The sequence below is a fragment of the Bacillus sp. MUM 116 genome (assembly GCF_001866655.1).
In the GTDB taxonomy this organism is placed as follows: domain Bacteria; phylum Bacillota; class Bacilli; order Bacillales; family Cytobacillaceae; genus Neobacillus.
The window spans coordinates 36,438-61,560 of sequence record NZ_MLYR01000058.1 but is presented as its reverse complement, the minus strand read 5'-3'; the positions used below and the strand labels follow the sequence as shown (position 1 = coordinate 61,560).

26 protein-coding genes are annotated in these 25,123 nt (G+C 39.4%); 9 read left to right on the top strand and 17 right to left on the bottom strand.

Translation table 11 applies throughout. The annotated features are described in order from the left end of the window. Positions 1-247: 247 nt before the first annotated feature. The 4 genes from BIV60_RS15205 to BIV60_RS15190 all read right to left on the bottom strand — a co-directional run bounded on the left by BIV60_RS15205 (position 248) and on the right by BIV60_RS15190 (position 3,093). A complete protein-coding gene (locus tag BIV60_RS15205; RefSeq protein ID WP_071356570.1) occupies positions 248-1,054 on the bottom strand; it encodes an N-acetylmuramoyl-L-alanine amidase in 807 nt (268 codons plus the stop codon). Continuing rightward, positions 1,054-1,644 (bottom strand): YARHG domain-containing protein, encoded by a 591-nt coding sequence (locus BIV60_RS15200; RefSeq protein ID WP_071356569.1) that lies wholly within the window; start codon positions 1,642-1,644, stop codon positions 1,054-1,056. Before BIV60_RS15200 ends, BIV60_RS15205 begins: the two co-directional genes overlap by 1 nt. A 407-nt stretch (positions 1,645-2,051) precedes the next feature. Continuing rightward, on the bottom strand, positions 2,052-2,309 hold the full coding sequence (locus tag BIV60_RS15195) for a hypothetical protein (RefSeq protein WP_071356568.1): 258 nt from the start codon (positions 2,307-2,309) through the stop codon (positions 2,052-2,054). 226 nt (positions 2,310-2,535) lie between these two features. Then, positions 2,536-3,093, bottom strand: a complete 558-nt coding sequence (locus tag BIV60_RS15190) for a TetR/AcrR family transcriptional regulator (protein WP_071356567.1) — start codon at positions 3,091-3,093, stop codon at positions 2,536-2,538. A 170-nt stretch (positions 3,094-3,263) separates the two neighbouring features. Here BIV60_RS15190 and BIV60_RS15185 point away from each other — a divergent pair, with 170 nt between their 5' ends. Both BIV60_RS15185 and BIV60_RS15180 read left to right on the top strand, forming a co-directional pair. Further along, on the top strand, positions 3,264-4,190 hold the full coding sequence (locus BIV60_RS15185; protein ID WP_071356566.1) for a DsbA family protein: 927 nt from the start codon (positions 3,264-3,266) through the stop codon (positions 4,188-4,190). A gap of 221 nt (positions 4,191-4,411) precedes the next feature. Next, a complete protein-coding gene (locus BIV60_RS15180) occupies positions 4,412-4,729 on the top strand; it encodes a hypothetical protein (protein WP_071356565.1) in 318 nt (105 codons plus the stop codon). 294 nt (positions 4,730-5,023) lie between these two features. On the opposite strand, the gene uptA is transcribed toward BIV60_RS15180, so the two are convergent. From uptA to BIV60_RS15150, 5 genes are all read right to left on the bottom strand, one after another. Then, positions 5,024-5,620: an undecaprenyl phosphate transporter UptA gene (uptA, locus tag BIV60_RS15170; protein WP_071356563.1), complete on the bottom strand. Its 597-nt coding sequence runs from the start codon at positions 5,618-5,620 to the stop codon at positions 5,024-5,026. Positions 5,621-5,646: 26 nt separating this feature from the next. Continuing rightward, positions 5,647-6,336, bottom strand: a complete 690-nt coding sequence (locus tag BIV60_RS15165) for a polysaccharide deacetylase family protein (protein WP_071356562.1) — start codon at positions 6,334-6,336, stop codon at positions 5,647-5,649. Between the two features lie 19 nt (positions 6,337-6,355). Continuing rightward, the gene (locus BIV60_RS15160; protein WP_071356561.1) at positions 6,356-7,021 is read right to left on the bottom strand and encodes a TVP38/TMEM64 family protein; all 666 of its coding nucleotides are present in this window, start codon (positions 7,019-7,021) and stop codon (positions 6,356-6,358) included. A gap of 21 nt (positions 7,022-7,042) precedes the next feature. Beyond that, the gene (locus BIV60_RS15155) at positions 7,043-8,218 is read right to left on the bottom strand and encodes an MGDG synthase family glycosyltransferase (RefSeq protein ID WP_071356560.1); all 1,176 of its coding nucleotides are present in this window, start codon (positions 8,216-8,218) and stop codon (positions 7,043-7,045) included. 74 nt (positions 8,219-8,292) lie between these two features. After that, the gene (locus tag BIV60_RS15150; protein WP_071356559.1) at positions 8,293-8,955 is read right to left on the bottom strand and encodes a phosphatase PAP2 family protein; all 663 of its coding nucleotides are present in this window, start codon (positions 8,953-8,955) and stop codon (positions 8,293-8,295) included. Positions 8,956-9,270: 315 nt separating this feature from the next. Here BIV60_RS15150 and BIV60_RS15145 point away from each other — a divergent pair, with 315 nt between their 5' ends. From BIV60_RS15145 to BIV60_RS15115, 7 genes are all read left to right on the top strand, one after another. Then, on the top strand, positions 9,271-9,987 hold the full coding sequence (locus BIV60_RS15145; protein ID WP_071356558.1) for a response regulator transcription factor: 717 nt from the start codon (positions 9,271-9,273) through the stop codon (positions 9,985-9,987). Beyond that, a complete protein-coding gene (locus BIV60_RS15140) occupies positions 9,977-11,572 on the top strand; it encodes a sensor histidine kinase (RefSeq protein WP_071356557.1) in 1,596 nt (531 codons plus the stop codon). Before BIV60_RS15145 ends, BIV60_RS15140 begins: the two co-directional genes overlap by 11 nt. Before the next feature lie 270 nt (positions 11,573-11,842). Further along, complete coding sequence (locus BIV60_RS15135) at positions 11,843-12,742, top strand: VanW family protein (RefSeq protein ID WP_071356556.1); 900 nt, start codon at positions 11,843-11,845, stop codon at positions 12,740-12,742. 196 nt (positions 12,743-12,938) lie between these two features. Continuing rightward, positions 12,939-13,928: a DUF3231 family protein gene (locus tag BIV60_RS15130; protein ID WP_071356555.1), complete on the top strand. Its 990-nt coding sequence runs from the start codon at positions 12,939-12,941 to the stop codon at positions 13,926-13,928. A gap of 260 nt (positions 13,929-14,188) precedes the next feature. Beyond that, a complete protein-coding gene (locus BIV60_RS15125) occupies positions 14,189-15,718 on the top strand; it encodes a spore germination protein (RefSeq protein ID WP_071356554.1) in 1,530 nt (509 codons plus the stop codon). Between the two features lie 4 nt (positions 15,719-15,722). Next, positions 15,723-16,823 (top strand): GerAB/ArcD/ProY family transporter, encoded by a 1,101-nt coding sequence (locus BIV60_RS15120; protein WP_071356553.1) that lies wholly within the window; start codon positions 15,723-15,725, stop codon positions 16,821-16,823. Next, on the top strand, positions 16,820-17,923 hold the full coding sequence (locus BIV60_RS15115; protein WP_071356552.1) for a Ger(x)C family spore germination protein: 1,104 nt from the start codon (positions 16,820-16,822) through the stop codon (positions 17,921-17,923). The genes BIV60_RS15120 and BIV60_RS15115 overlap by 4 nt, the downstream gene beginning before the upstream one ends. Before the next feature lie 186 nt (positions 17,924-18,109). Here the strand turns inward: BIV60_RS15115 and BIV60_RS15110 are convergent, their stop codons facing one another. The 8 genes from BIV60_RS15110 to BIV60_RS15075 all read right to left on the bottom strand — a co-directional run bounded on the left by BIV60_RS15110 (position 18,110) and on the right by BIV60_RS15075 (position 24,958). Beyond that, positions 18,110-18,799 (bottom strand): YukJ family protein, encoded by a 690-nt coding sequence (locus BIV60_RS15110; RefSeq protein ID WP_071356551.1) that lies wholly within the window; start codon positions 18,797-18,799, stop codon positions 18,110-18,112. A gap of 338 nt (positions 18,800-19,137) precedes the next feature. Beyond that, entirely contained in the window at positions 19,138-19,392 is a 255-nt protein-coding gene (locus BIV60_RS15105; RefSeq protein WP_071356550.1) for a hypothetical protein, read from the bottom strand. 288 nt (positions 19,393-19,680) lie between these two features. Further along, a complete protein-coding gene (locus tag BIV60_RS15100; RefSeq protein WP_071356549.1) occupies positions 19,681-20,880 on the bottom strand; it encodes a GTP-binding protein in 1,200 nt (399 codons plus the stop codon). Between the two features lie 107 nt (positions 20,881-20,987). Next, on the bottom strand, positions 20,988-21,137 hold the full coding sequence (rpmG, locus tag BIV60_RS15095; RefSeq protein WP_071356548.1) for a 50S ribosomal protein L33: 150 nt from the start codon (positions 21,135-21,137) through the stop codon (positions 20,988-20,990). Between the two features lie 193 nt (positions 21,138-21,330). Then, positions 21,331-21,906, bottom strand: a complete 576-nt coding sequence (locus BIV60_RS15090; protein ID WP_071356599.1) for a YdcF family protein — start codon at positions 21,904-21,906, stop codon at positions 21,331-21,333. A gap of 137 nt (positions 21,907-22,043) precedes the next feature. Continuing rightward, the gene (locus BIV60_RS15085) at positions 22,044-23,102 is read right to left on the bottom strand and encodes an ABC transporter substrate-binding protein (RefSeq protein ID WP_071356547.1); all 1,059 of its coding nucleotides are present in this window, start codon (positions 23,100-23,102) and stop codon (positions 22,044-22,046) included. Positions 23,103-23,277: 175 nt separating this feature from the next. Next, complete coding sequence (locus tag BIV60_RS15080) at positions 23,278-24,135, bottom strand: ABC transporter permease (protein ID WP_071356546.1); 858 nt, start codon at positions 24,133-24,135, stop codon at positions 23,278-23,280. Next, entirely contained in the window at positions 24,098-24,958 is an 861-nt protein-coding gene (locus BIV60_RS15075; protein WP_218145944.1) for an ABC transporter ATP-binding protein, read from the bottom strand. The genes BIV60_RS15080 and BIV60_RS15075 overlap by 38 nt, the downstream gene beginning before the upstream one ends. Positions 24,959-25,123: the final 165 nt, after the last annotated feature.

Below are 25,123 nucleotides of genomic sequence, written 5' to 3'. Positions count from 1 at the left end.
TTTATGCCGTCCCATAATGGATCTCTCCAATTAGAAAAGCGCAAGCGCCTTGATCAGCCTCAGGCATAGCGTAAGACGAGCCGACGAGAAGGTTGCTCTTTAACCTTCTTGGTGGATCGGCTTACGACCTCGAGGGGCTAGGCTGCTTGCGCTAGACAATTCTCGAAGTCGAAAACTTATACTTTCTTAATCTTTAAAAAAAGAGAAGTGCGGCCAACACTTCCCCTATAGCGGTACCAGGCAACTATCATGGACGCCGTACGGACTCCCTGAAATCTGCAATCCCACGAGCAACATCTTCCATCAAATGGGTAAGATAATCTTCATTTGAAAGATTTTTATCCTCGCTTGGGTTGGTCATGAAGCCCATTTCGATTAAAATCGCTGGGACCTGGGACCAATTAGTACCAGACAAATCATCTCGAAGGGAAATCCCCTTTACTGTGACATTCCTATTCTTCTTTACCTCATCCACAATTAATTGGGATGCCTGTAAACTATCCTTATAGATGGTTTTCGTATAAGGATTCTTGCCAGAAGGCGTTAGAATCGAAAAACCCCTGACATTCCGATTGGTTGATCCGTCCGCATGAAGGCGAATAAACAATGCCGCCTTACTCTGGTTGGCCATTTCCGCTCTTTCTTTATTACTTACATTCACATCATTCGTGGTTCGTGTATACACGACTTTAAAGCCTTTTTCTTCTAAAATTTTCCCCAAAATCATAGAAGCTTCTAATGTTAGTTTATATTCAGGTATACCTGTCGTGATTCCCGTAGTTCCGCCTGTCACTTTCGTTTTTTCCAGGTTTGACCCCGGACCGATTTTTTCAGTTGATAAGTCAGCCTTTTGCTGGTGACCAGGGTCAATACAGATGACAAGAGGTGTGCTTTTTGGCTTTGCTGCTAATGGCGATAATGCCTTTTCCTTTTTTTCAACTCTAGCTGGAGATTCATTGTTTACAACCACTCGAAAACAAACAATTATGATTAAAACAATGACTATAACAAGGAAGAATATGATAGAACCATATTTTTTAAAAAAGCGGTTCACTATAGACTATCCTCTCTCGCCCTGATGGTTGCTATATTTTTTCTTTCTACTTCACTTAATGAGCCATCAAAGGAAGGGTTTGGATGATACCACGATTTACTTGAAAAATACTTCTCCAAATCCTTTGATTTAAATACATAGCCATGGCGGGCATAGATTTCATTTCGGGCGATACGCAGCCTCCATTTTGGAATAATATCAATGTCAACTAAACTTAACACCTTCTTATCACTATCAGGCAATATATAATCGGAAGAGGGCTGAGTTGAGTTTTTGTCTGTTGATTGGTGAGCTTGGCTAGATTCATTATTAGATGGTTCAATCTTTTTGGTTGCGGCTATATTTGTTTTAGTTACCGGTTTATGAAACCCTTTAAGCATGAAGGGAGTGACGCCAACAACAGCCAGCACCCCAATAATGGAACCAACCGCCATTAATTTCTTATTCTTTGATTGGGATTTCTTTTTTTCGATGCGCGATGTTGGAGTTGGGGATATATTCTTGGAATCTTTTCCGATCCTCGAACCGCAGTTCGGGCAGATTCCACTAGATTCGTTAAATTTATGACCACAGTTTTTGCAAATATTCATGTAAGATTCCCCCTTCTATTAGAAAAGCGCAAGCGCCTTGGTCAGCCCCGACAAGGCTTTAGGTACTGGCGGTGAAGTCGTTCTTTGACTTCATTGACAGGACCGAAACAACCTAGGAAAAAAGCAGTTTATTTTTTCCCTCGAGGGGCAGGACGCTTGCGCTGGACCCTTCTCAAAGCGATTTAAAATTCTTATACTATAAAAATTCCTTTAAAGGACATCTAAAAATCTATTATCTTACATTATTATAGAACAAAAAGAGGGGGTAATTTTTTTCAAACAGATTAATTTGATGTGACATTTGTACGAATTTTGTAGATATCCCTCGTAAGTGTCGATATAGTCGAATTTTGTGTTGATATCCTCCAGCAGCCCCCACTTCACATTCAAAAAAAACAAAATGACCCTTATCGATCCTTGATAAGGGTTAATCCGTTTTTATTTTGAACAATACTTTGACGGTGTTTTTGACGATTTCTTTGTAATTCGCTTTGTTTCCATATATATTTTTGCATATACAGCCTAAGAACATCTTTCATACACTTTCCATTTTTTTCAACCGCATCCCGAAAATCATCGCGGATATTTTCAGGAACTTCAATACTTAATCGAACCGTCTTCGTACATTCTTCCTTCCCATGTTTTTCCGTATCGTTTTGCTGCATGATGGACCTCCTGTTAGATTTAAATAATTTTTAAATTAATTACAGAAGCGTAAATATTACAAATATTTTCAACATAACCCATCTTACCAACTGAAAGCGGATACAAAGTAAAATAAATTTCGTCAAAATTCGACAAAATTCAAATAAAGTGACTTGATACTATCATCCACCCTATGGACAAAAAGAAAAGCCGCTTCAACGGCAGCTTATTCTTAAGCTCTTGAACTTATTCAAAATCAATCCCATACAGAATATAAGGAATGACGGATTTAATAAATTCTTCCGGTAGTACCTCACGATTTCTTCTCCATTCCACAGAAGCTCCGTAAATTCCCCAACTTAAAAGGACAGCTGTTCTCTTTAATGCCTGATTCTCGTCCGTTGCATGTTGTTTTAACAACATTTTGTAAAAAATAATTTCTAGCTGCTCCCTTATAATGCGGGCAATCGTTTCCTCGTACCCGCTATGGCAACGATTGGATAAGGAATTTTGAAAATTGGTAATCGCTAAGAAGATTCGAACAAGCACTTCTTCATTTAGTTCGTTGTGCGGGGTGAGGTCAAAATTCAAATTGATTAATAATACTTCGGATAATACCTTTTCCAATAAGTCATATTTATCTTCAAAATGGTAATAAAAAGTCGCACGGTTGACCATTGCCTCTGTTGTAATATCTTTTATGGTAATATCCTTGAATTCCTTTTTACCTGAAAGTTCAATAAAAGAATCCATAATTAATTTACGTGTCCTTAGTATTCGGGGGTCCGTTTTGGATTCAGTCATTTTGTTATCCCTCCTAACTTTTACGACAATTTATTAAATATGTTGTATATACGATAAAACCCGTAAAGTATTGGTATTGGAGTTTCTCATAATGTACTAATATACAATTGTACAACAAATATGAACTTAAATCTAAAAGGCCAGTTCCTTGTTAAGGAGAGGATTTTAATATGAATGAAAAGAATAAAATGATTTGTGATTTAGAAACAGGGGTATGCGGTGCAGTGGGCGAGGAAGATATGGAAATCATTAATTTGAATCCACCAAAGAAAACCATTGATCTATATTATGTATCCGACCCGATCTGCTCTCATTGCTGGGCACTCGAACCCGTTCTTCGCCGTTTTGTCGAACAGTATGGACATTATTTTAACCTCCGTACTGTTATGGGAGGATTGCTGGAAAAATGGGGGGACGGTCCTGTTGATCCTGCAAACGGAATTTCAGGACCAAGTGACGTTGCAGGTCACTGGAGAGAAGTGGGAGAATATACGCGGATGCCAATTGATGGGACACTTTGGTATGACAATCCTGTTCATTCTTCCTTTCCACCTTCTCGTGTATTTAAAGTGATTCAAAAACAAAACGAAACTTTGGCAAGTGTATTTTTACGCCGGATGAGAGAGGCCGTTTTCGCCTTTAATCAAAATATCGCAGATCATTCCGTCTTAGTAAAACTCGTGAATAATCTAGGGCTCGATGGCGAAGCAATTGTAAAGGAAGCGGAACAGTCAAGCGGACAGCAGTTATTAAATGAAGATTTTGGGCTTGCAGCAAACTTGGGTGTGAGAGGCTTCCCAACAATTATCATGGTTAATGAAGAAAATATCGGTGTAAAAATTGTTGGTTCACGCCCTTTAGAAAACTATGTTTCCGGGCTAAAGCAAGTTCTAAATCAACAGGAACTTCTTTCAAAACAACAGCCATCACTTTTAAGCCTGCTTGAAAAAGAAAAACTTTTATTTTCGAAAGAAATTGAAGTGATGTACGATGTTGAAAAAGCCGACATGAACGCTTTTATCGAAAAAGAACTTTCAACAAGCTGTTATCAAGAGAAGGAAATTCTGGGAGAATCATATTATATGACAATTGATTAACAATTCGACAAAATTAGGGTGGTGCCTGTGCATCACCCTAATTTTGTCGAAACTACCCCTCTTCAAAAGAAAAGGCCTTCAAAATTGGCAGCCCTATTACTCTGAGAGTATAATACGAATAATGTCATTGAATCCTGACATAGGTACAAAGACTAAAGGAAAATAGATGTATTTACTTTCCTCTTGAATCTCTTAAAATACATAGATGGAGGTATCGCAGTATGTTCAAAAGAGCCATTATTCTTGTTGTACTCTCTTCTGTTTTATTCACGTTAATCGTAATTAAAAATCATACAGCTAATCCTGTAAACAAAACCGTTTCCAATGACACGGCTTCCTCAGAGTACATTACGAAAGAATACACAATTAGTAAAATTAAAGGTAATCACTACTATGGTAAAAATGAGAATGGGACAGGGATTCGTTTTGCAGATAAAAGCATTGTTTCCGGTGATAATATAAACGTTAATGATGTGGTCGTTTGTTATTTTGAAAAGGATAATTTGGGTAAGGGCATCGTAAAAGTGGAGAAGAAATAATTCTGCATCTTGGGCCGCTCCTACCTATAAAATAAAGATGCACTATTTTTTAGCTAGATGAATGGCAAAGGAGTTAAATGAATGAAGATTTCTTTATTCGACCTATTATTCATTTGTGTAGGATTCATATACGGTGGGTACGAAATTTTTATCAACCATGAATATCGGTTTAGTTTTAAATTCTCCGGAATCCTGTCGATCATTTTAGCAATATGGATGTCTATTTCATGCTTAAAATCTTTAAAAGATAAAAATAAAACAAAATAAAAGCTGCCAAAATTGGCAGCGGAATCTTTACGCCTTCATTTTTTTGTTTCTCCATTTCAAGAGAAGATAAATGCAAGCCACAATAATGGCGATAAAAATTGCTGGGGTGACGAATGGTTTCGCAGCGGTATTGATTTGTTGCCATTTTGACCCTAAATTCATTCCAAGATAAAGGAATAGAACAGACCATGGAATAATCGCAAGGACGGTGTAAAGGCTGAATTTAGCAAAGGACATTCTTGCTATACCCGCCGGAATGGAAATCGCATGCCGAACTACGGGAATAAAACGAGCCGTGAAAATCACTCCTGAGCCATACTTACTGAACCATTTTTGGGCAACATCGATATGAGAAGGACGGATGAAGATATATTTTCCAAACTTGTCCAGAAAAGGCCTTCCCCCATATTTTCCGATCCAATATAAAAACCATTGAGCAATGACTCCCCCAATCGTACCTGCTACAACCGCTCCGATAAAGGAGATCTTCCCAATCGAAATCAAATAGCCGCCATAGGCCAAGACAATTTCACTTGGGATGATTTCGACCATTAACCCTAAAGCAATACCTAAATAACCTAGATTTGAAAGCATATCAAAAATGGTTTGAATGAAATGGGACATAATTCGTAAAACCTACCTTAACTAATTTATAATTCATCAACTCTTACACAAGACATCCCTCGTCTTGAAAGTTCTTTCAAGACGGCTTTTAAAGCATGAATGGTGTGGATGGGAGCATCTGCATCCGCTCCAATCGTTTCTCCGCAATCATGCAGAAGGATGACATCACCCTGTTTTATTTTCTGTAACAGAATGTTTTTAACCTTTTCACTGCCGCCTTTACTTTTCCAATCGTCCGCCATTACTGACCAATGAATAATCTTATATTTTTTCATGAGGAAAAAATCAAATACGTTCATTAACCCCCATGGTGGACGATAAAAAATGGGACGTTCCCCGGTTATTTTTTCAATAATAGTAGCACTTTTCTCTAGATCCTGTCGAATTTTCCAAGGACTCATCACCCAGTTCGATTTGTGGACGTAATTATGGATGCCGATTAAATGTCCCTCTTCATGCATTCTTGCAATTAACTCAGGGTATTTTTCCGCTTTCGAACCTAGGACAAAAAATGTCGCTTTAATATCGTATTTTTTTAACAGGTCCAATAGCTGCGGAGTGAAAATACGATTGGGGCCGTCATCAAACGTAAAAGCAATTTTTTCAGAAGAATCCTTCCGTTTTAAAACCCCGATCCCCAAACCGGCAGTTAACATAAATGGAACCAGCCAATAGAGCGCCAATACCAATAACACTAGAAAAATAATCATCACCATATCCTTCATCCTCCCCTCTCTACTCCATTTTTTTACGAAGGACGATGCTTAAAACAGATGACACGATAAAGATTCCGCCTCCAATGATAAATGGAAGGAATTTCCCAAAACTTAACCCAGCAAATATGCTGCTTACCGAGATGGTATAAGGCAAGATGCCTAAGGCAGTTGTCCAAATAAATGCCTTTTTGTTTACGCGCAAGATACCTGCCGCATAGTTGATGAAATGGTAGGGAACCAATGGAACAAAACGGATGAACAAAAGGCCAAAATCTCCTCGTTTTTGCAGCCAACGATCGATTTTTTCCAAATAAGGTTTTGCCATTGGTTCAATGATAGGACGCGCAATCCAATTGGACAATTGATACGCAAGGAGCGCTCCCAAGACACCGCCAATGAATGAATAGAATCCACCGGCAACGGGACCATAGAGTTGAATCAGAAAAATTGAAACAAATTCACCCGGAGCCGGGATGATATTGACAACCGTTTGAATCATAATCCCTAATAAAATCCCATAAACGCCTAGATGGCGAATGGATTCAAGCCATCCTTTTGCCGCTCCTGTATGAACAAAATACAAATAAATCCCCGTAAGCAATGAGAAGAAAATCAAACTCCCAATGGAAAGTGTACGGGCTGTTGGTTTCTTTAATTTGAACGGTTCAGTCATAGTATTTTCCACTTATTCCACCTTCCCATCGTCCTATGATCCAAACGAAAACATGAGGTCTTGTAAACGGTTATAGGACTCTTTAGTATCCATAATGATCTCAACGGAGGCAAACGCTGATTCTTTCGGATGAAATTGTTTTGAATTCTCCCCCATTTGTTGAAGCAGTTCCGCATTGTTCAATAATTTGGCTAAATGATCCGTTAATTCACAATCCGTTTCAGCTTGAATCGCCACTCCTGAATGAACTAAAAATTTCGCGTTATCCTGTTCTTGACCAGGAATCGGTTTATAAAGAAGCATTGGCAATTCCATGGCAATCGCTTCAAAAGTCGTAACACCGCCCGGTTTGGTAATCATTAAATCGGAGATCGCCATTAACTCGTGAACATAATCAATATAACCAGTAAGATGGATTTGATGTTTGGAATCCTTTAGCTTTTCCTTTAATTCCAACCGAAGTTTTTCATTATGTCCACAAACAATGATCAATTGAATTTGCTGTGGTAATGCATCCAACTCCTGAATTGTAGAACTTCCATCCCCAATTAAACCACAGCCGCCTCCCATCACTAAAACGGTAGGTAAATTCGGATTTAAACCATGTTTCTTAAGAATTTCATCTCGCTGAAAGGACTGAGAAAATTGCTGGCGAATCGGAATCCCGATATCTGCAATTCGATCCTCTTCAACGCCTAATTGAATCATGGAATCGCGGACTGCCTTCGAACCGACGATATATTGATCGGTATATGGATATATCCAGCAGCTATGATCGGTATGATCCGTAATCGTTGTGACGGTCGGAACATCGGTTAAACCGTAAGATTTCAACTTGGACATTACAGCAGCGGCTAGAGGAAATGTACTGACGACAACCGCCGGCTGCACTTCTTCTATTAATTTAACCATTCTTCCAAGCCCCGTAGAGAAAATCGTCTTCATCAGCTTAGAAAAAGTGTTCATCTTCCGTGTTTTTTGATAAATATACCCATAAGCTTTAGGGAATTTTTTCACACCTTGAAGGTAAAGGTAACGACTTATCTGATTGGAATAAGGGTGAACCCATTCCATAAAATCAAATACAACAGGTTCTAAAGAAGGAAATCGAATTTGGATCGCTTCATTTAGGGCCTGCGCGACTTGAATATGGCCATCTCCATAATTTCCGGTAAGAATTAATATTTTTTCTTTATTGATTGCCTTCATAGAGCTTCACTCCTCTAAAATGTTATCGATCTGTTTCAAATGACCCGCCAGCGGGTCATCTTAAGTCATAATGGCTATACTGAAAAAGATTTCTTTGCAATAGGTTTTACATTCCGTTTTGGTACGAATAACCAATTGAAGCCAAGGTCTACCATTTTAAATAAAACTTCAACCAAGAAAATGGCAGCTGCAACATCGATAATCAAATGTTGTTTGATGAACAAGGTGGCAAGGATAATCGAGAGAGAGACACATCCAATCATCCATTGAACCCACTTGCTTTTCCAAGAACGGTTCCGAATCGCCCGTATCATTAAATAACTGCTCATGACATGGATGCTTGGAAAGCTATTGTACGGTTGATCAATTTGATACACATACTGCAGCATTCGTGATAAAACATCATGACCGATGATCTCCGGTCGAACGGGACCCACCGTTTGATAAAAATAATAAATAAGAAAACAAACCAGTAATCCAAGGTCAAAAACAAGAATGGTTTTGAATGCAAGAGCACGATCTTTAAAACAAAAGTAAATCAACGTTATGGTTATATAACCAACCCAGGCAACGTAGGGAATCACGAACCATTTCACAACGGGAATGGCTTTATCTAAACTCGTAACAAGTGAATGAACACCGCGAGTGGGTGTATTCAAATATGGATAAACCAACATCATGGCTGGTATACTGAGCAGAAAACAAAGTACACCAGCTGTTTTCCATTTTTGATTCATTTCCGAATACCTCCTCATCTGCATGTATGTATCGTACAAAAAACTTCTTAAGGAAAAATGCCGTTCTTTCTGAAGATTTTCTTAAAAGTTAACGGAGAACTTCAGAAATTCTTCAGAAATTCTATTGTTTTTTCTTAAGGGGAATGGAGTAAAATTTAAGCATAAGAAAAGCGGAAGCGCCTTGATCAGCCCCGACAAGGCTTTAGGTCCTTCGGTGAAGTCGTTCTTTGACTTCATAGAGGGGCTAGGCGCAGGAGCTAGACAATTCTCAAAGCAATTTATAGATTCTTATAGCATTAGAAAGGAGAGGTTTGCATGGCACAAGAAACCATTCTCATTATTGATGATGAAAAGGAAATCCGTGATCTAATTGGGATTTATCTTACCAATGAGGGATATAACGTACTAAAAGCAGCAGATGGGCTCGAAGGATTAGAATATCTGGAAAAGGAAACGGTTCATTTAGTGGTTTTAGACATCATGATGCCGCGGTTGGATGGGATTCAGGCCTGCATGAAAATCAGGGAAAGCCGAAATGTTCCTATAATAATGTTATCGGCGAAATCGCAGGATATGGATAAAATCATGGGACTAACCACCGGAGCCGATGATTATGTCACAAAACCGTTTCAACCTTTGGAGCTAGTGGCGAGAATTAAGTCGCAGCTTCGCCGGTATCTCCGTTTAAATCAGCCGGACGGAAACCGTCCCATCCAAACAGCCGGGCAGATGGATGTGATTTCGATTGATGAGTTAACGATCAATGTTACGACACACGAGGTCGCAGTGGGAGGCAGGGAAGTCAAGCTGACCCCAAGGGAATTTGCGATTTTAGAACTTTTAGCCCGGAACCCTGGTGTTGTGTTTAGTACCGAAAAAATCTATGAACGGGTATGGAATGAACCATTTTATGAGTCAGAAAACACGGTAATGGTTCATATTCGGAATTTGCGCGAGAAACTCGAAAATAACCCGCGAACACCTCGGTATATCAAAACGGTTTGGGGGGTGGGCTATAAAATTGAACAATAAACTTTCAAACGGCAGCTATTGGGGTAAACTGATTTATCCCGTGAAGACAAGCATCCGAATCCAGGTGATCTTAGCCTTCGCCATTTGTATTTTGATATCTCTGCTTGTCGGTTTTGCCTCAAGCCCCTTTTTTGTGAATCAAGATCGGAGGCTTGATTTTACCGAAGGAATTGTCAGCATCGATGAAAGCGCGCGAAATATGGTCCGGCAATTTAAGCAGATGAATCAAGATATGAACGGGCTTGTGAATGAATTGGGGGTTGAAGATCCTGTTTTTAAAAAGACGTATCTCAACCGGCCCCTCCCAGCCACAAAGGGGAATGAGGAATGGTTATCCATTCCAAATAGCGGGAATTCAGCCTATCATTTAACCAAAAAGGAATTAATTCAATACCTAATTAATACACCCAAGCAAAAAAATAACCTTAATACTGTGATTGCCGATTTGGATGGGAAGGTCCTTTATAAAACGGGTGGAGTAAACGATACCCAAGTAAATCTTCAGGATGCAATGAAAAATGCCCAAGAAGCTTTCGTCGGAAAAGAGCATGAGGAGCACCCGAAGATTACAAGATTCTATCCAATCTCCCTTAATGGCGGAAAAAACTATTTAATTGTAACGGGTGTCCCGAAAGCGAAGGCCTTTTATGTAGCAGAAGCCGGAGTGACACCGTATCTGCTTGGACTGATTACGTTTATTATCTGTTTTTATTTGATTACCCAACGGAAAATGAAAGAAATTGAGGAGATTGCACTGGGTTTGATGGAAATCGCAAAAGGAAAATTAGACTATCGGATTCGCGAGAAAAGTCAAGATGAATTAGGGTCGCTTGCAACCAATATCAATTATATGGCTTCGGAATTAAACGAAATGATTGAAAGGCAAAGACAAACCGAAAAATTAAAGGATGAGCTGATCACCAATGTCTCCCATGATTTACGCACCCCTTTAACTTCGGTGATGGGCTATTTGCGACTGGTGAAAGATCATCAATACCAGAATCCAACGCAATTAAATGAATATGTTGATATTGCCTATGGAAAATCGGAGCAATTAAAAAAATTAGTGGAGGATTTATTTGATTTTACCCGGTTAAATTATGAGGGGGTACAGCTCAAAAAGGAAAAAGTCAGCCTGAATCAAATGCTGCGGCAGCTAATGGATGAACTGGATCCGATCGCGAAAGATCACCATGTGAAGTTTATGAGCAATCTTCCAAAAGAGCCCATTTTGATGGAGGTTGATCCGAATCAAATGGTGCGGGCATTGGAAAATATACTGACCAATGCCATCAAATATAGCACACCTCCAGGAGACATTCATGTAAGGATGATTAAAAATAAACATTCTGTACAAATTTCGATATCCAATCCATGTGAATCCCTATCTGAAGAAGAGGTCAACAGGTTATTTGATCGTTTTTATCGCGTCGATACTTCCCGTTCCTCTAGTAAGTCTGGAGCAGGATTAGGATTAGCAATAACCAAAAGCATTATTGGGCTCCATCATGGAACCATTCAAGTGGATTATAAAAATCAAGTCATTCAACTGTTGATCAGTTTGCCGATCAATGGAAGATTGTAGCTGGATCGTCAGATGGACGATCCTTTTTTATTGGTTAATTTTAATAATGGCTATTTTCGCATAGATTGTTGTTTTTCGTATAAGTTCATCAACCCGTATAACAAATTGCTGCGTGGCATCTTTTCGTAAGAACATTTGCGAAAATTGCCTAGAGACTTAGTAAATGGCCCTTATTAAGGTCCAAAAGCAACAAAGTTTACGAAAAGAGTCTAAATAATACATTGAAAGGACATTTTCAATTCATAATAAGATTAAGGAGGTGTCCATCACATGAACCTAAGTTGGTTGCTTGGACTAATCATATTATCTCAGCAAGTAAATGCGCCCGGAAGCCTATTCATTACAAACAATGGGCAGCCTTTGTCCTCTGTTAATCGTTCCGACCTTTCCATGAACATACCCGGGTTACCCATGAACATAGAAAAATTTGAAAAATGGATAAATATAATCGATAAAAGTGTTTCAAAAGAGCCAAAAAATGCAATGTTAGATCGTCACGGGAATATCATTCCCGAAAAACCCGGTTCCATGTTAGACCGTAAAACCTTTACAGAACAAGTTTATTCTTATTATTTTAACAATGGTTCGTCTCAATTAGAGGTTCCCTTAAAGGAAGTGTACCCCAGAGTCGACAGTGAATTACTTGGAAATATCCGCAGTGAAAAAATCGGGAGCTATGTAACATCCTTCAACAACCATAATAAAGAACGCAACAAAAATATTTATCTTGCTGCCGAAGCAGTCAACAACTATGTTTTATTCCCAGGTGAAACATTTTCCTTTAATAAAGTGGTTGGAAAAAGAACAGCAGGAAAAGGATATATGTCGGCACCCGTAATCATTAAAGGGGAATTATCAGAGGATATTGGCGGTGGCATTTGTCAGGTATCGACTACCCTTTTTAATGCAGTGGATAATGCGGGACTAAATATTCTTCAACGTCAATCTCACACCAAAGAAGTTTCCTACGTTCCACCAGGACGAGATGCGACGGTGAGTTGGGACGGACCCGATTTGGTTTTTAAAAATAATTACAATCAACCGATCCTCATTCAATCCAAAACGGTAAATAACAAACTAATGATCGAGGTCTATTCTTCGGATGTTATAACCTATATTCCCAAAAAAGTCCCATACCTTCCGAATGAACAAAATCGCCTGCCCAAGTAAGGCTACTTACTTGGGATATATCTATTTGTTGTATGGGCCGAATGAAAAAGGACATTTTTTGAGGGCAAATCCACATAAAATCGGTTACAAAAGAGAAGCATAACATCTAAATGATACCCGCTAAGTCGATTAACAACTAATCTCTTATACATCCAAATAAGTATGATCTTTAAATTAAAATTTTGGAGGATAGGTAATGGAGAAAAACATAGTTTCACTTAATTTATCCAATCTTTGGACTCCTTATATGAATAATACGATGGGAACCTGCGTGAACAAATATGCTTTACAAACCATTACGGATCCTGAAATCCATCAAATATTCGATACAGCTTTGCAGCTATCAAACGATCTTGTTCAAAAAATTACCGTTTTCTTCAATAATGAAAATTTTCCTATTCCACATGGATTTACGGATGAAGATGTCCATTTAAATGCACCACGATTATTTTCAGACGATTTTTGGCTTTTTTATCTTCATCAAATGACGATACATGGACTAACTGGCTATTCTCTCGGGTTAACCACGTCCCATAGCTCTGACGTTCGTCAATTTTATACAGAAGCATATAAAAGAGCAGCTGAGTTGTATGATACTACATTAGAGAAGCTGGAATCTAAAGGACTTTTGGAACGCACCCCCAAAATTGTGCTTCCGGAAAAAATTGAATTTGCCGAAAAACAAAGCTTTCTAGCTGGTTGGTTCGGTAACCATCGTCCATTGAACGTGATTGAAATTAGCAGTCTTTTTTTCAATTTACAAAAAAGTACCCTTACAAAGGACTTAGTACTTGGTTTTAGTCAAACCGCTCAATCAAAAGAAATTCGAACTTTTTTTAAACAAGTGGTCGAATTGGCAGAAGAACATATTTCGATTTTCAGTTCGATCCTACATGATGACTTTATCAATTCTACCACTTCCTGGGATACTCATATTACGGATTCCCAAATTGCACCTTTTTCGGATAAATTAATGATGTTCCATTGTGCTTTCTTAATTCAAGCTGCCATGGCTTATTATGGTACCGCATTGGCAGGTTCGATGCGGCGTGATTTAGGGCTTAAAAATTCGTCTGCCATCGCAAGAGATGTAAAGTTAGCTGAAGACTGTGCAAATATCATGATTGCCAATGGATGGTTTGAGGAACCACCGCATTCAGTTGACCGCAGAGAATTACCGAAGTAATTCTCTTTAAGGACACGGTGAAAATCGATCTCCATACAAGGTGTGAAGACCGAAACTCTTTTGGTAATTGGGTGATTCGGTCTTCATAAAACCCATGAATTTTTTCTTTGTAACAAACTCCACCTCTTCAGGATAAGCAATAAAAGGAGATTGGATAAAGACCTCTATTTCCTTCTTTAGTTCTGCATTAGAATATTTTTCCTTTGAAAATACATACTAAAAACAAAATCTTAAAGCAAATGCGGAAAGGGACGGAGTTGATGTTTGATTTTCGGAGGCATTTAAAAGGTCAGCGCTCATCTCGATACTCTAACCTTCAGAAAAAAACGGTGGATGATGATGTCCTTTATTCCGATTTATCCCAAAATACTGAGAAACTTCAAATGTTTTTTTCCCAAGCACCAGATTTAGTCATTCGGCGATTTAAAATTGCTGGGAATAAGACAGATGCCGCTTTGGTGTACCTGAAAGGATTAACGGATAAAGATGCCATCCAAAACCATGTTCTGAGGCCTTTAATACAAAGTTCGTTCGACCATAATTTGGAACTGCCCATCACATTGGGAGAAGTTGATATCGTCCATACATGGAGTCAAATCGAAAATGCTATTTTAGGAGGAGATAGCATTTTATTGTTAAGCGGCCAAACTTCAGGTTATCAATTAAGTACAAAAGGATGGCCGCAAAGAGACATTAACGATCCTCAAAACGAAATATCTCTAAAAGGTGCTCATCAAGGATTTGTAGAAACAGGGAGTCAAAATATCGCATTAATTCGCAGGTATATTCCCCATCAGGAATTAATTTTGAAAGAGATGACAGTCGGTATTCGAGGGAAATCAAAAGTTTCCATTTTATATTTGAGAGATGTGGCTTCGGAAGAAGTGCTTAGTGAACTGGAAACACGGATTCAAAAGATAAAAGTGGACGCGATCATTAATACAGGCGAACTGATCGAATACATTGAAGATAATCCATTTTCACCCTTTCCGCAATATATTTTGACCGAAAGACCTGATTCAGTTGCATCCCATATTCTTCAGGGGAGATTTGCCATAATTTTGGATCGTTCTCCGAGTGTATTAATTGCTCCGACAAATTTTATGTCTTTTTTTCAGGGAATCGATGATTATGGGACACGTTGGTTAGTTGCTACATTTATCCGGCTATTGCGTTTTATCGCCTTGGCAATTGCTTTATTTTTGCCCGCGACTTATGTTGCGTTCATCTCCTTCAATTATGAAGTCATCCCTATGAAGCTCTTGTTATCGATTGCAGAATCCAGGATACAAGTTCCCCTCTCACCTGTGATGGAAGCGCTTCTGATGGAAGTAACCTTAGAGTTAATGAGGGAAGCCGCACTCAGGCTTCCCTCTCCAATCGGTCAGACAATTGGCATTGTGGGCGGCATTATCATTGGACAAGCGGCGGTACAGGCGGGAATTGTAAGCAACATTATGATCATAGTCGTTGCCATTACAGCCATCGCTTCTTATAACATTCCCAATTATGACATGAGTTCTTCCATTAGACTATTAAGATTTCCTTTAATGCTAGCAGCATCCTTTTTTGGTGTGATTGGGATTGTGATCGGAGGGATGACCTTAGTTGCCCACTTAATTAGTCTTGAATCGTTAGGCACTCCTTATGGAAGTCCTTTAGCTCCTTTCCGAATTGCCGATATGAAGGATGCCTTTTTGCGTTTGCCTCTATGGGTAATGAAAAAGCGCCCAAACGGCACTGGGGCTGATCGATTGATTCGCCAAGGGAGAAATCGCACGAAAAGGTGAGACAATGAAAAAATATGCCTATAATGAAATCACTCTTATGCAGTATATTTTCTTAATTAATGGAACGCAGGTGGCAACAGGTGTTCTGTCACTTCCACGTGTACTTGCAGAAAAAGCGGGAACAGACGGGTGGATCGCTATCCTAATCGGATGGATTTTTTCCGTGGCGGCCAGCATTGTTATTGTAAAAATAGGGGAAAGATACCCAAATGATACTCTTTACGAAATTTTAATACGATTATTCGGAAAAATAATTGGGAAAGCAGTAATCCTGGTTTACATGGTGTACTTTGCTTTTTATGCTGGTATCATTCTTGTGAATGGCTGCCTTTATATCAAGGCATGGTTTCTGCCTAGAACCCCTGATTACATCATTTTACTGTTGTTCTCGATTCCCACTTTTTTGGTTGTCCGCAACGGGATTCGCATTTTAGGCAGATACTCCGAACTATCTTTTTATATGGTGATGTGGATTCCGCTTTTTTTCTTGATTCCGCTAAGGGATGGAAATTGGCTGCACTTTCTTCCTTTACTGAAAGAGGGGTGGAAACCAGTATTTTCAGCCGTGCCCACTACTGCTTTTTCCTTTTTGGGATTTGAAGTTGCGTTCTTCTTATACCCTTTTTTACAAAAAAAGCAGCATGCGGTGCTCGGAATCACCATTGCCAACACCTTGACGATGTTGTTTTATTTATTTGTGACGATTGTTTGTTTTGCCTATTTTAGCCCCGATGGGATATTAGAATTTAATCAACCCGTCCTTAATTTACTTAAATTAATTGAATTTCGCTTTTTGGAGCGTTTTGACATGATTTTATTGGCTCATTATCTGATTGTGGTTTCCACAGCCTGGATGCCTATCGTATACTTTGTAACATTTTGTTCAAGTCAATTGCTGGGAAAACAGGATCATAGTCCTCATGTAATCATTTTATTAATAATAATTATAGGTTTAGTTTTTTGGCTCCACCCTACTTGGATTGAATCGGAAAGATGGCAAAACATACTTGTTAAGGGAGGGCTGCAATTGGCATATGCAGCTCCTCCCTTTTTATGGGTTTATAGCTGGATATATGAAAAGTACCGTCGGAGGGTAGGCCATTGAAAAGAAAAATATTATATTGCCTGTTTTTTTCGTTTTTTCTGATAACAGGATGCGCGGACCAAATCAATGTGGAGGATGTCACGCTTTCACTTATCCTTGGTTTGGATTTGGATGAGGATAATCATTTAATGGTGTACATGGCAAGTCCGGTCTTTAACAAAGAAGCGCCGATGAAAGAGGAGAAAATCGCTGTGAAAGCTTATACGATAAGAAATTCCAGGGAACTATTCGATACCACGGTGATGGCATTGACATCCGGAACTAAAACCCAAGTATTTTTACTCGGGAAACGCCTTCTAAAACAAAAAGACTGGACGAAGTACCTTGATCCCTTCTATCGGGACCCCAAAAATACGGTAACTACACGAATGGTCGCCGTAGATGGGCCTGTTTCGGACGTCATCTTTTTTAGGCCCAAAGACAAGCCCCGTCTCTCTTTGTATTTAGCCAATTTAATTGATACTGCCTACAGAAGAAATATAACGGTAAAAACATCCCTTCAAGAATTTCATGAGCAAATAATTGAAAAAGGGATGACAGCAAGTATTAGCGAGATGAAAAAAAATAACAAAATCATGTTGACTGGAACGGCTCTGTTAGATGAAAAAGGGCTATACAAGCTGACCATCAAGCCGCATGAAAACAAATTATTACGCATCTTGCAGAACAAAAAAAGGGGTGATTTTCCATTTACCATTACAGTCCCGTTGAAACCAAATGGCCAAGAAAAACATTGGTTAAGCTTTGGCACTCAGAGCATCAAGGTAAAAACAAAGGTCAGGTATGACGGCCATTATATTTTTGACACCAACATAAAAATGCGAATTGTCATTACGGAAATGCTTTTTCCCTTCAATGTAAGGAAGGACGCAGCCAAACTGGAAAAGAGCATTCAAACAAAACTGAAAGCAGATTTCGAGCGCCTAATAAAGAAAACGCAAACCGCTAAAATAGACCCTTTTGGATATGGGCTATATGCAAGAGCTTATACGTATCCAGAGTGGAAAAAAGTCCAAAATCAATGGAACAAGGCCTTTTCGAAGGCTGATGTGAACGTGAAGGTAAATGTAACGATTTCCGGGATGGGGACAATTAAGTAACAATGCCAAGGATGTTTTGATTGCCTGATTGACCTGTCCGAATTGACGCTGCTTTCCTTTCGGACAGGCTTTTTGCATTTCCTTGCTGTCCGGTCCGAATCACCCCCGCTTTCGGACTGTCTTTTGCGATTAACGGTATGTCTTGTCCAAATTAACGGTACTATCAAATATATATTTGTATTAATCCTAATTAAGTATAGAATTCAAATGATTACACTCTCTTACCGGTTTAACAGCATGTCCGTTATCATCTGTACACCAAGATTGAGATTGGAAGGCTAAGAAAATCCCTGCCCACCGATTCTCTTCTTCAAAGTGAAGGAGGATTCCACCGTCTTGCCAGATTCCATCATCATTTTTCCATTTGCCAACATTCCCCTGATTCATATGGATATCATGGATACCGTTACCAGGCAAAAAGCCAAAATACTTGTCCGGCTCATGCTCTTCTGGTCCCCACCCCTCACCATACGCATATAGTGTTGCATTTTTCTCCCTGGCCTCATTGATGTAGTACTCTACTTTTTCTTTTAGATCATTATTAAGACCCGGTTTAAATGGCGGAAGGGCAACCATTTCCTTTGGATCGAATAATCCTTCACGAATATAGTCCAGGGCAATGTCCCGATTGTCGTTCGTTATGGGAGTGAATCCAGATGGTAGTGCTGGCAATTTTGTAATTTGTTCTGAGTTGAAATTCTCGCTAACATAGTAAAGAACCTCTGACGGACGCGTTCCTGACTGAATGTTCACCGCGATTCGATAATTCGTCTCTTGATCATCTCGAATATGAATTTCAAAATGAGGTTTTCCAGAGCGGCCGATGGCTGTGTCCACAACTTTTCCTTTTAAAACAGTATAGTTTCTTAAGGTCATGGGCATTCCTCTCCTCAAGTGAATTTAGTTGCTTTATTCTATTTTACGTTATGACTCTTTTAAAGCACCACATTCCATTTTCCTTATTTTTCTAATTTATTTTTCTAATTTATTTTTCCTACTTTTAATAAATGGTGCTAATACTTTTAGATTAAATCGTCATCTATTAAGGCTCTTTTCGTAAACTTTGTTGCTTTTGGACCCTAATAAGGGTCAAATACTTAAGTTTCTAGGCAATTTTCGCAAAATGTTCTTACGAAAAGATGCCACGAAGCATTTTTTTATACGGGGTGATGAACTTATACGAAAAACATCAATCTATGCGAAAATAGCCTCTATTAAAAAGGCAAAAACCAATTTTCATCAATCTTTCTCAATTCTTGAGATTCTAATTCCTTCACCACTTCTGTTAGATCTTGATCACCGTTTGCAATCACCTTTTCCAAATCAGCGTGATAAGGCATTTCGGTTCTTAATTGCTGCCAGAACTCGAAGGCTACCTGTTCTGGTTTTTTACCTCTTAACACAAAAGAACGTTTTTGTGAAATTCTGTTATTTGCTGTGATGTAACGCACTTCGATTGTCAAGGTCATTTTCATCTTCCTTATTACATTTTTTAATGATTTTATCATAACCTTTTTTGGTTTGGTTGTCTTTTTATAACCTTTTATGCCTGTATACGTGTCTAGTCATTCCTTTTAAGTACCCGCAGAAGCGGACAGTAAAATATGCCACCCGGAGGTCGAGGGCAGTTACTTTAAGTAAGTACGATTCGGCACAAGCCTGCAACTCCTACTAAGAAGAGGCGATCCAAAAGATCGTTGAAAAACAACTCTTTTGAATCAGCCTCTTATTTGAGATGAACCTAAGTCTGAGACCCTTTAACCCGCTGCAGTAATCGTCCATACAAATGGATCATTCATTTGATTCCAATCTTGTGTCATCTCCTCTTCGGTTAACAAACAGCGATCTAAAGAGGCTTTCACAAGGTTTTTATCCATGTCAATTCCGATTAGCACGAGTTCATTTTTCCGATCACCAAACGTCTCATCCCACTCATCTTTTAATTCAGGACTTTCCTCCAAATACTGAGCCTGTTGTTCAGCAGGTAAAGACGCCACCCAATAAGAAACAGGCTCTAATTGTACCGATGGTCCTGCTTGCGAGAACAATAAAGCAAGATCGTTTCGGGTTGCACACCATGCGATTCCCTTGGCCCTAACGATTTCTGCAGGCATTTCTTCCACCCATCGATTAAATCTTTCCGAATGAAAGGGGACCGAACTTCGATAAACGAAGGAGCTAATCCCATACTCTTCCGTTTCCGGCGTATGCTCGGGTGCCTCCAACTCTTTTAACCATCCGGCAGATTCACTGGCCGTTTCGAAATCAAATAATCCCGTGTTCAAAATCGCCGAAATCGGTATATTTCCCTTAACCGAGCGAAGTAATTTTGCTCCAGGCTGAAGTTTTCTTAAAAATACCTCCAGCTGTTTTAATTGCTCATCTTCTAATAAATCACATTTATTCAGGAGCAATACATCACAAAATTCAATTTGGTCGATCAATAGGTCTGCAACGGAGCGCTCGTCCTCCTCACCTGCAGCTTGGCTTCTTTCTAAAAGTAAGTCCCCTGAGGCAAAATCATGCCAAAACCGGTTGGCATCGACCACCGTAACCATGGTATCCAGCCGGCAATATTTTGTAAGGTCAATCCCCAATTCTTCATCAATGTAAGAAAATGTTTGCGCAACGGGTACCGGTTCACTAATACCGGTGGATTCAATCACAATGTAGTCGATATTTCCTTTCTTGACCAGATGCTCCACTTCTTTTAAAAGATCTTCTCTTAATGTACAGCAAATGCATCCATTTGATAATTCCACCAGTTTTTCTTCCGTCCGATTTAGTCCGCCTCCTTGTTTCACCAATTCGGCATCCACATTAATTTCGCTCATGTCATTGACGATCACAGCAATTCTTAGCCCAGCGCGGTTTTGAAGAATATGATTTAATAAGGTGGTCTTCCCTGCTCCTAAATAGCCGCTTAATACGGTTACGGGAATTCTGGTATCTTTCATGCAAATGATTCCTCCATTTTTCGATAATCAAAATCATTACGATTTAAAGTTTAGACTGATATAATAATAATCCTAACATTGCTTATGTTCCTTAATTCCGAAAATCCCTATTTCGTTTCTCTATGTATGGTGTATCGTTTTAATCTCGGAGAATATTTCCGTAATTCCAGCCTATCTGGGTGATTTCTTTTGTTTTTCGTTGTGATGTAATTTCGATCACCTCTTTCTGTACATTGCAGAGTTATTTTTACACGCATATCTTTTCCTCCTTTCGTTTAAATCGAAATGGTTACGATTTGTATTTTATATTATTTTTTTTCACTATGTCAAGCCCAATATTTCCATTTACTAAGTTCCAAGACAACGTTGATATCCCAAAATCCAAAAAACTAAGGAAAAAGTGCGCTAACACCTTTCCCTTAGTTTTTGAAAACACCTCAAATAACGAACCTAATAATTTTTCCCCAAAGCATATCCCATCATCTTTATGTATTCCGTAATGGTAATCATAATACTTTTATTATTACTCCACCACCGAGTTTTACTGAAATACTGGTCTTTTGCACCTGTGTAAAAAAGTTTCAGACCCGTATCCTTAAATTCTCGATCAAAAATCATTTTGACTCTTTTCATATGATAATTAGAAGAAATAACGATGGCCGAGTGAATCGGATAAGACTTAATGACCTTTTTCGTAAAATACGCATTTTCATATGTACTATCCGCACGATCCTCCATGATAATCGCCTTCTCTGGAATCCCCAGTTGAATGGCATGTTCCTTCATCAATTGAGCCATCGTTACATCATGATAAACAATCCCGCCCGAAATCACAAAATACTTTGCGTACCCCTTATGATAAAGTTCTGCCGCTCGTTCAACCCTTTCGCCACGGTCCCCGCTCAACACGATAATCGCATCCGATTTATGAATCACATCATCATAAACCAGAAACCTTCCCGCATTTATGAAACAAACAGCGACTACCATCAAAACAATAATTAAAATGATTCCCTTTCTTTTCAAAACCGCAACCAACCTTTCTCCAAATTTAGTATATAGAAAGAAGAAGTGCCGCATCAACACTTCCCCGTTATATTTCCAGACATTTTTCTACATTAAAAAACCAGGAAACCATATATCGGCTTCCCGGCTTACATGACTTATTGCGCTTTATTCACAAAATCATTCGTATACGTTTGGCTGAGATCAACATTTTTTACAGCAGGTTTAAAGGCAGAAAGAATTTTTTGAACATTTTCCGGCACCCCATCCGGCATTTTTCCGTCCACCGTAAACATTGGAAGCTGGCCCTTCAGAGCTTGGATATACAAGGCCTTATCTCCGGCATAATACTCTTCAGGCAATTTGTCAGCTATTTCCTCAGGTGTATGGGTGCTAATCCATTTCAAGGTCCGAACATAGGCATTGGCTAATTTTTGAACAACATCCGGATGCGCCTTCACATAATCATTCGTCATATATAAACTGGTTGCAGCATATCTTCCCCCTAATGCTTTTTCTGTGCCTTCTTTTGTGTTCATATCCACAAATGTGTAGGCTAAATTTTTATTTTTAAGAAGGGAAGCAGTCGGTTCACTTGTAACAGCAGCATCAATTCGATTATTTTGCATCGCTGCGATTAACGTTTGACCGGCTCCTACAGGCAGCGGCTTGTAATCGCTCTCTTTATTTCCACCTTTGACAACATTGAAGCTTGCAAGCATGTTGGTTGATGAACCAAGCCCCGTGACACCAATGGTAAGTCCTTTCAAATCCGCTAATGTTTTGACCTTATCCTTTAAGCGATTAGCTACCATTAGCTGTTCACCAGGAACGTCGGCCATCGTGACAACAGCTTCCACCTTTTTCCCCTTTGTCTGTAAATCGAGAGTATGATCATAAAACCCGCCTGCACCATCCACCTGGCCTGCCAATAGGGCTAATTCTGCATCCTGGCCTGCACTTTCCTCGACAAGTGTAACCGTAACTCCCGCATCCTTGTAATACCCCAGTTTTTCAGCAAGCATATAAGGCAGGTAAATAATTTTCTCTAAACCGCCCACCATAATCGAAACTTTTGGTGTTCCCGTTGTACTGTTGGTGTTTTTAGGTGTGCTTGATGCTGTTGTTGAAGATTTGGGAGAACAGCCGGAAAGAAGCATTGCTGCAATGGCCATTCCTGAAACCCCTATGCTTAATTTTTTCATCGTCTTACCCATACGTAATTCCCCCTTATTTTTTTAAAAAATAGAACTGTTTTTATCTACGAATCTAGCACCTTTATCAGCGAATTAAAGAGTTTTATCAGCGAATTCAGCCTCTTTATCAGCGAATCAAGAAAAGCCGCAATCTTTAAGAAGAATCATTTCGTCAGAATCATTTCGTCTTTCCTATTTATTGACGGATATGCCGCCATGCGATAAACCGCTTTTCCAGTTTTGAAACTCCCCAATCCGCAATCAATGCGGTGATGGATAGAATGACCATTCCTGCAAATACTCCAGTGGTATCAAATGCCCCTTGTGCTTGGGCAATTAAGTATCCGAGACCCTCTGTAGCACCAATAAACTCTCCTACGACAGCCCCAATTAAGGCAAAACCAAAGCTAGAATGTAAACTTGATAGAATCCATGTTAGGGCTGATGGGATAATGACGTGTCTTGCTAATTGGCGTTTGCTTGCGCCTAATAATCGGGCATTGTTCACCAAATTACGATCGACTTCTCTAACCCCTTGAAAAGCATTGAAGAATACGATGAAAAACGTAAGCACTAATCCCGATGCAACCTTTGAGGACATCCCAAGACCAAACCATAAGATAAAGATTGGTACAAGGACAACCCGTGGAATCGCATTAATCATCTTAATATAAGGCCCCAAAATCACGGATAGCAGTTCGTTCATTCCCAATGCATAACCAAAAATAATACCGGCAATCCCACCTAATATGAAAGAAAGAATCGTTTCTTCGAAGGTAATGATGAATTGCTTATAAAGCGGACCCGCCGTTGTTCCATTCACCGCCCATCCCCATATATGCTGTGCAATATCAAACGGACTCGAGAAAAAGAAAGGATCAATGATATTCCGACTGGATAGATATTGCCAAGTACCCATAAGAAGGATAAATAGCGCCAGTTGCAAGCTAAGGTTTCGCGCCCGAAGTTTTAATGCCTTTCTCCGCATTTCAGCTTTACGTGAAACCACTTCCTCATTAACTGGATTTGGAATGGAGTTTGTTTGCGTTCTCATAACTAATCATCACCTCATCCTTCAAATCTTCCCAAATCTGTTTATGGATTCTCATAAAAGCGGGATCAAAACTGATTTCAGCTACATTTCGCGGTCTCGGCAAATCAATCCGATAATCACCTTTAATCGTTGCCCCAGGACCTGCCGTAAGAACAATCACCCGGTCACTTAAGGCAATGGCTTCCTCTAAATCATGAGTGATAAAAAAGACGGAAGCAGATGTTTCTTCCCAAATCCTTAGCAATTCATCTTCCATTAAATGTCTTGTGTGGACATCAAGCGCCGAAAAGGATTCATCCATTAGAAGAATCTCGGGTTGAACAATAAGGCATTGTGCTAGAGCAACCCGCTTACGCATCCCTCCGGAAAGCTGGGAAGGATAATGGCCCTCAAACCCTTTGAGTCCGACGCGGGCAATCCATTTCCTAGCCTCCTCATAGGCATCCGCTTTGGGCATCCCCCGCATTCGCAGCCCAAGTGAAACATTGTCAATAACCGTTTTCCATGGAAAGGCATTTTCAGTTTGAAAAACACATGCGGCCCGTTGGTTGATTCCCTCTAATTTTTCACCAGAAATAAGAACCTCACCAGAAGATGGCGGTTCAAACCCGGCAATCAAGCTTAAGGTAGTCGATTTCCCACAGCCGGTTGGCCCCACAATGGAAACAAACTCTCCTTTTGGAATCTTCAAATCAATATTGCGTAATACGGTATGGACTTCTCCAGATGGCTTAACAAACTCTTTTGTCACACCGTTTAACTCCATCATGGTTGGAGTTGAATCTGTCATAGCCCGATACACCTTTTTCTCCACTGCACCCACTTGATTCCCCCATTTCCTTATTTTTTGGTAGCGTTTACAAATTTGATTATAGAAAATTCAAAACTTTACGAAAATATTTACCCAATATTCTTAATAAACACAATAAACACAATTTAAATGATGTTCCCAAGCAAAAAAATACTAGTTTGATATAGACTGGCATTC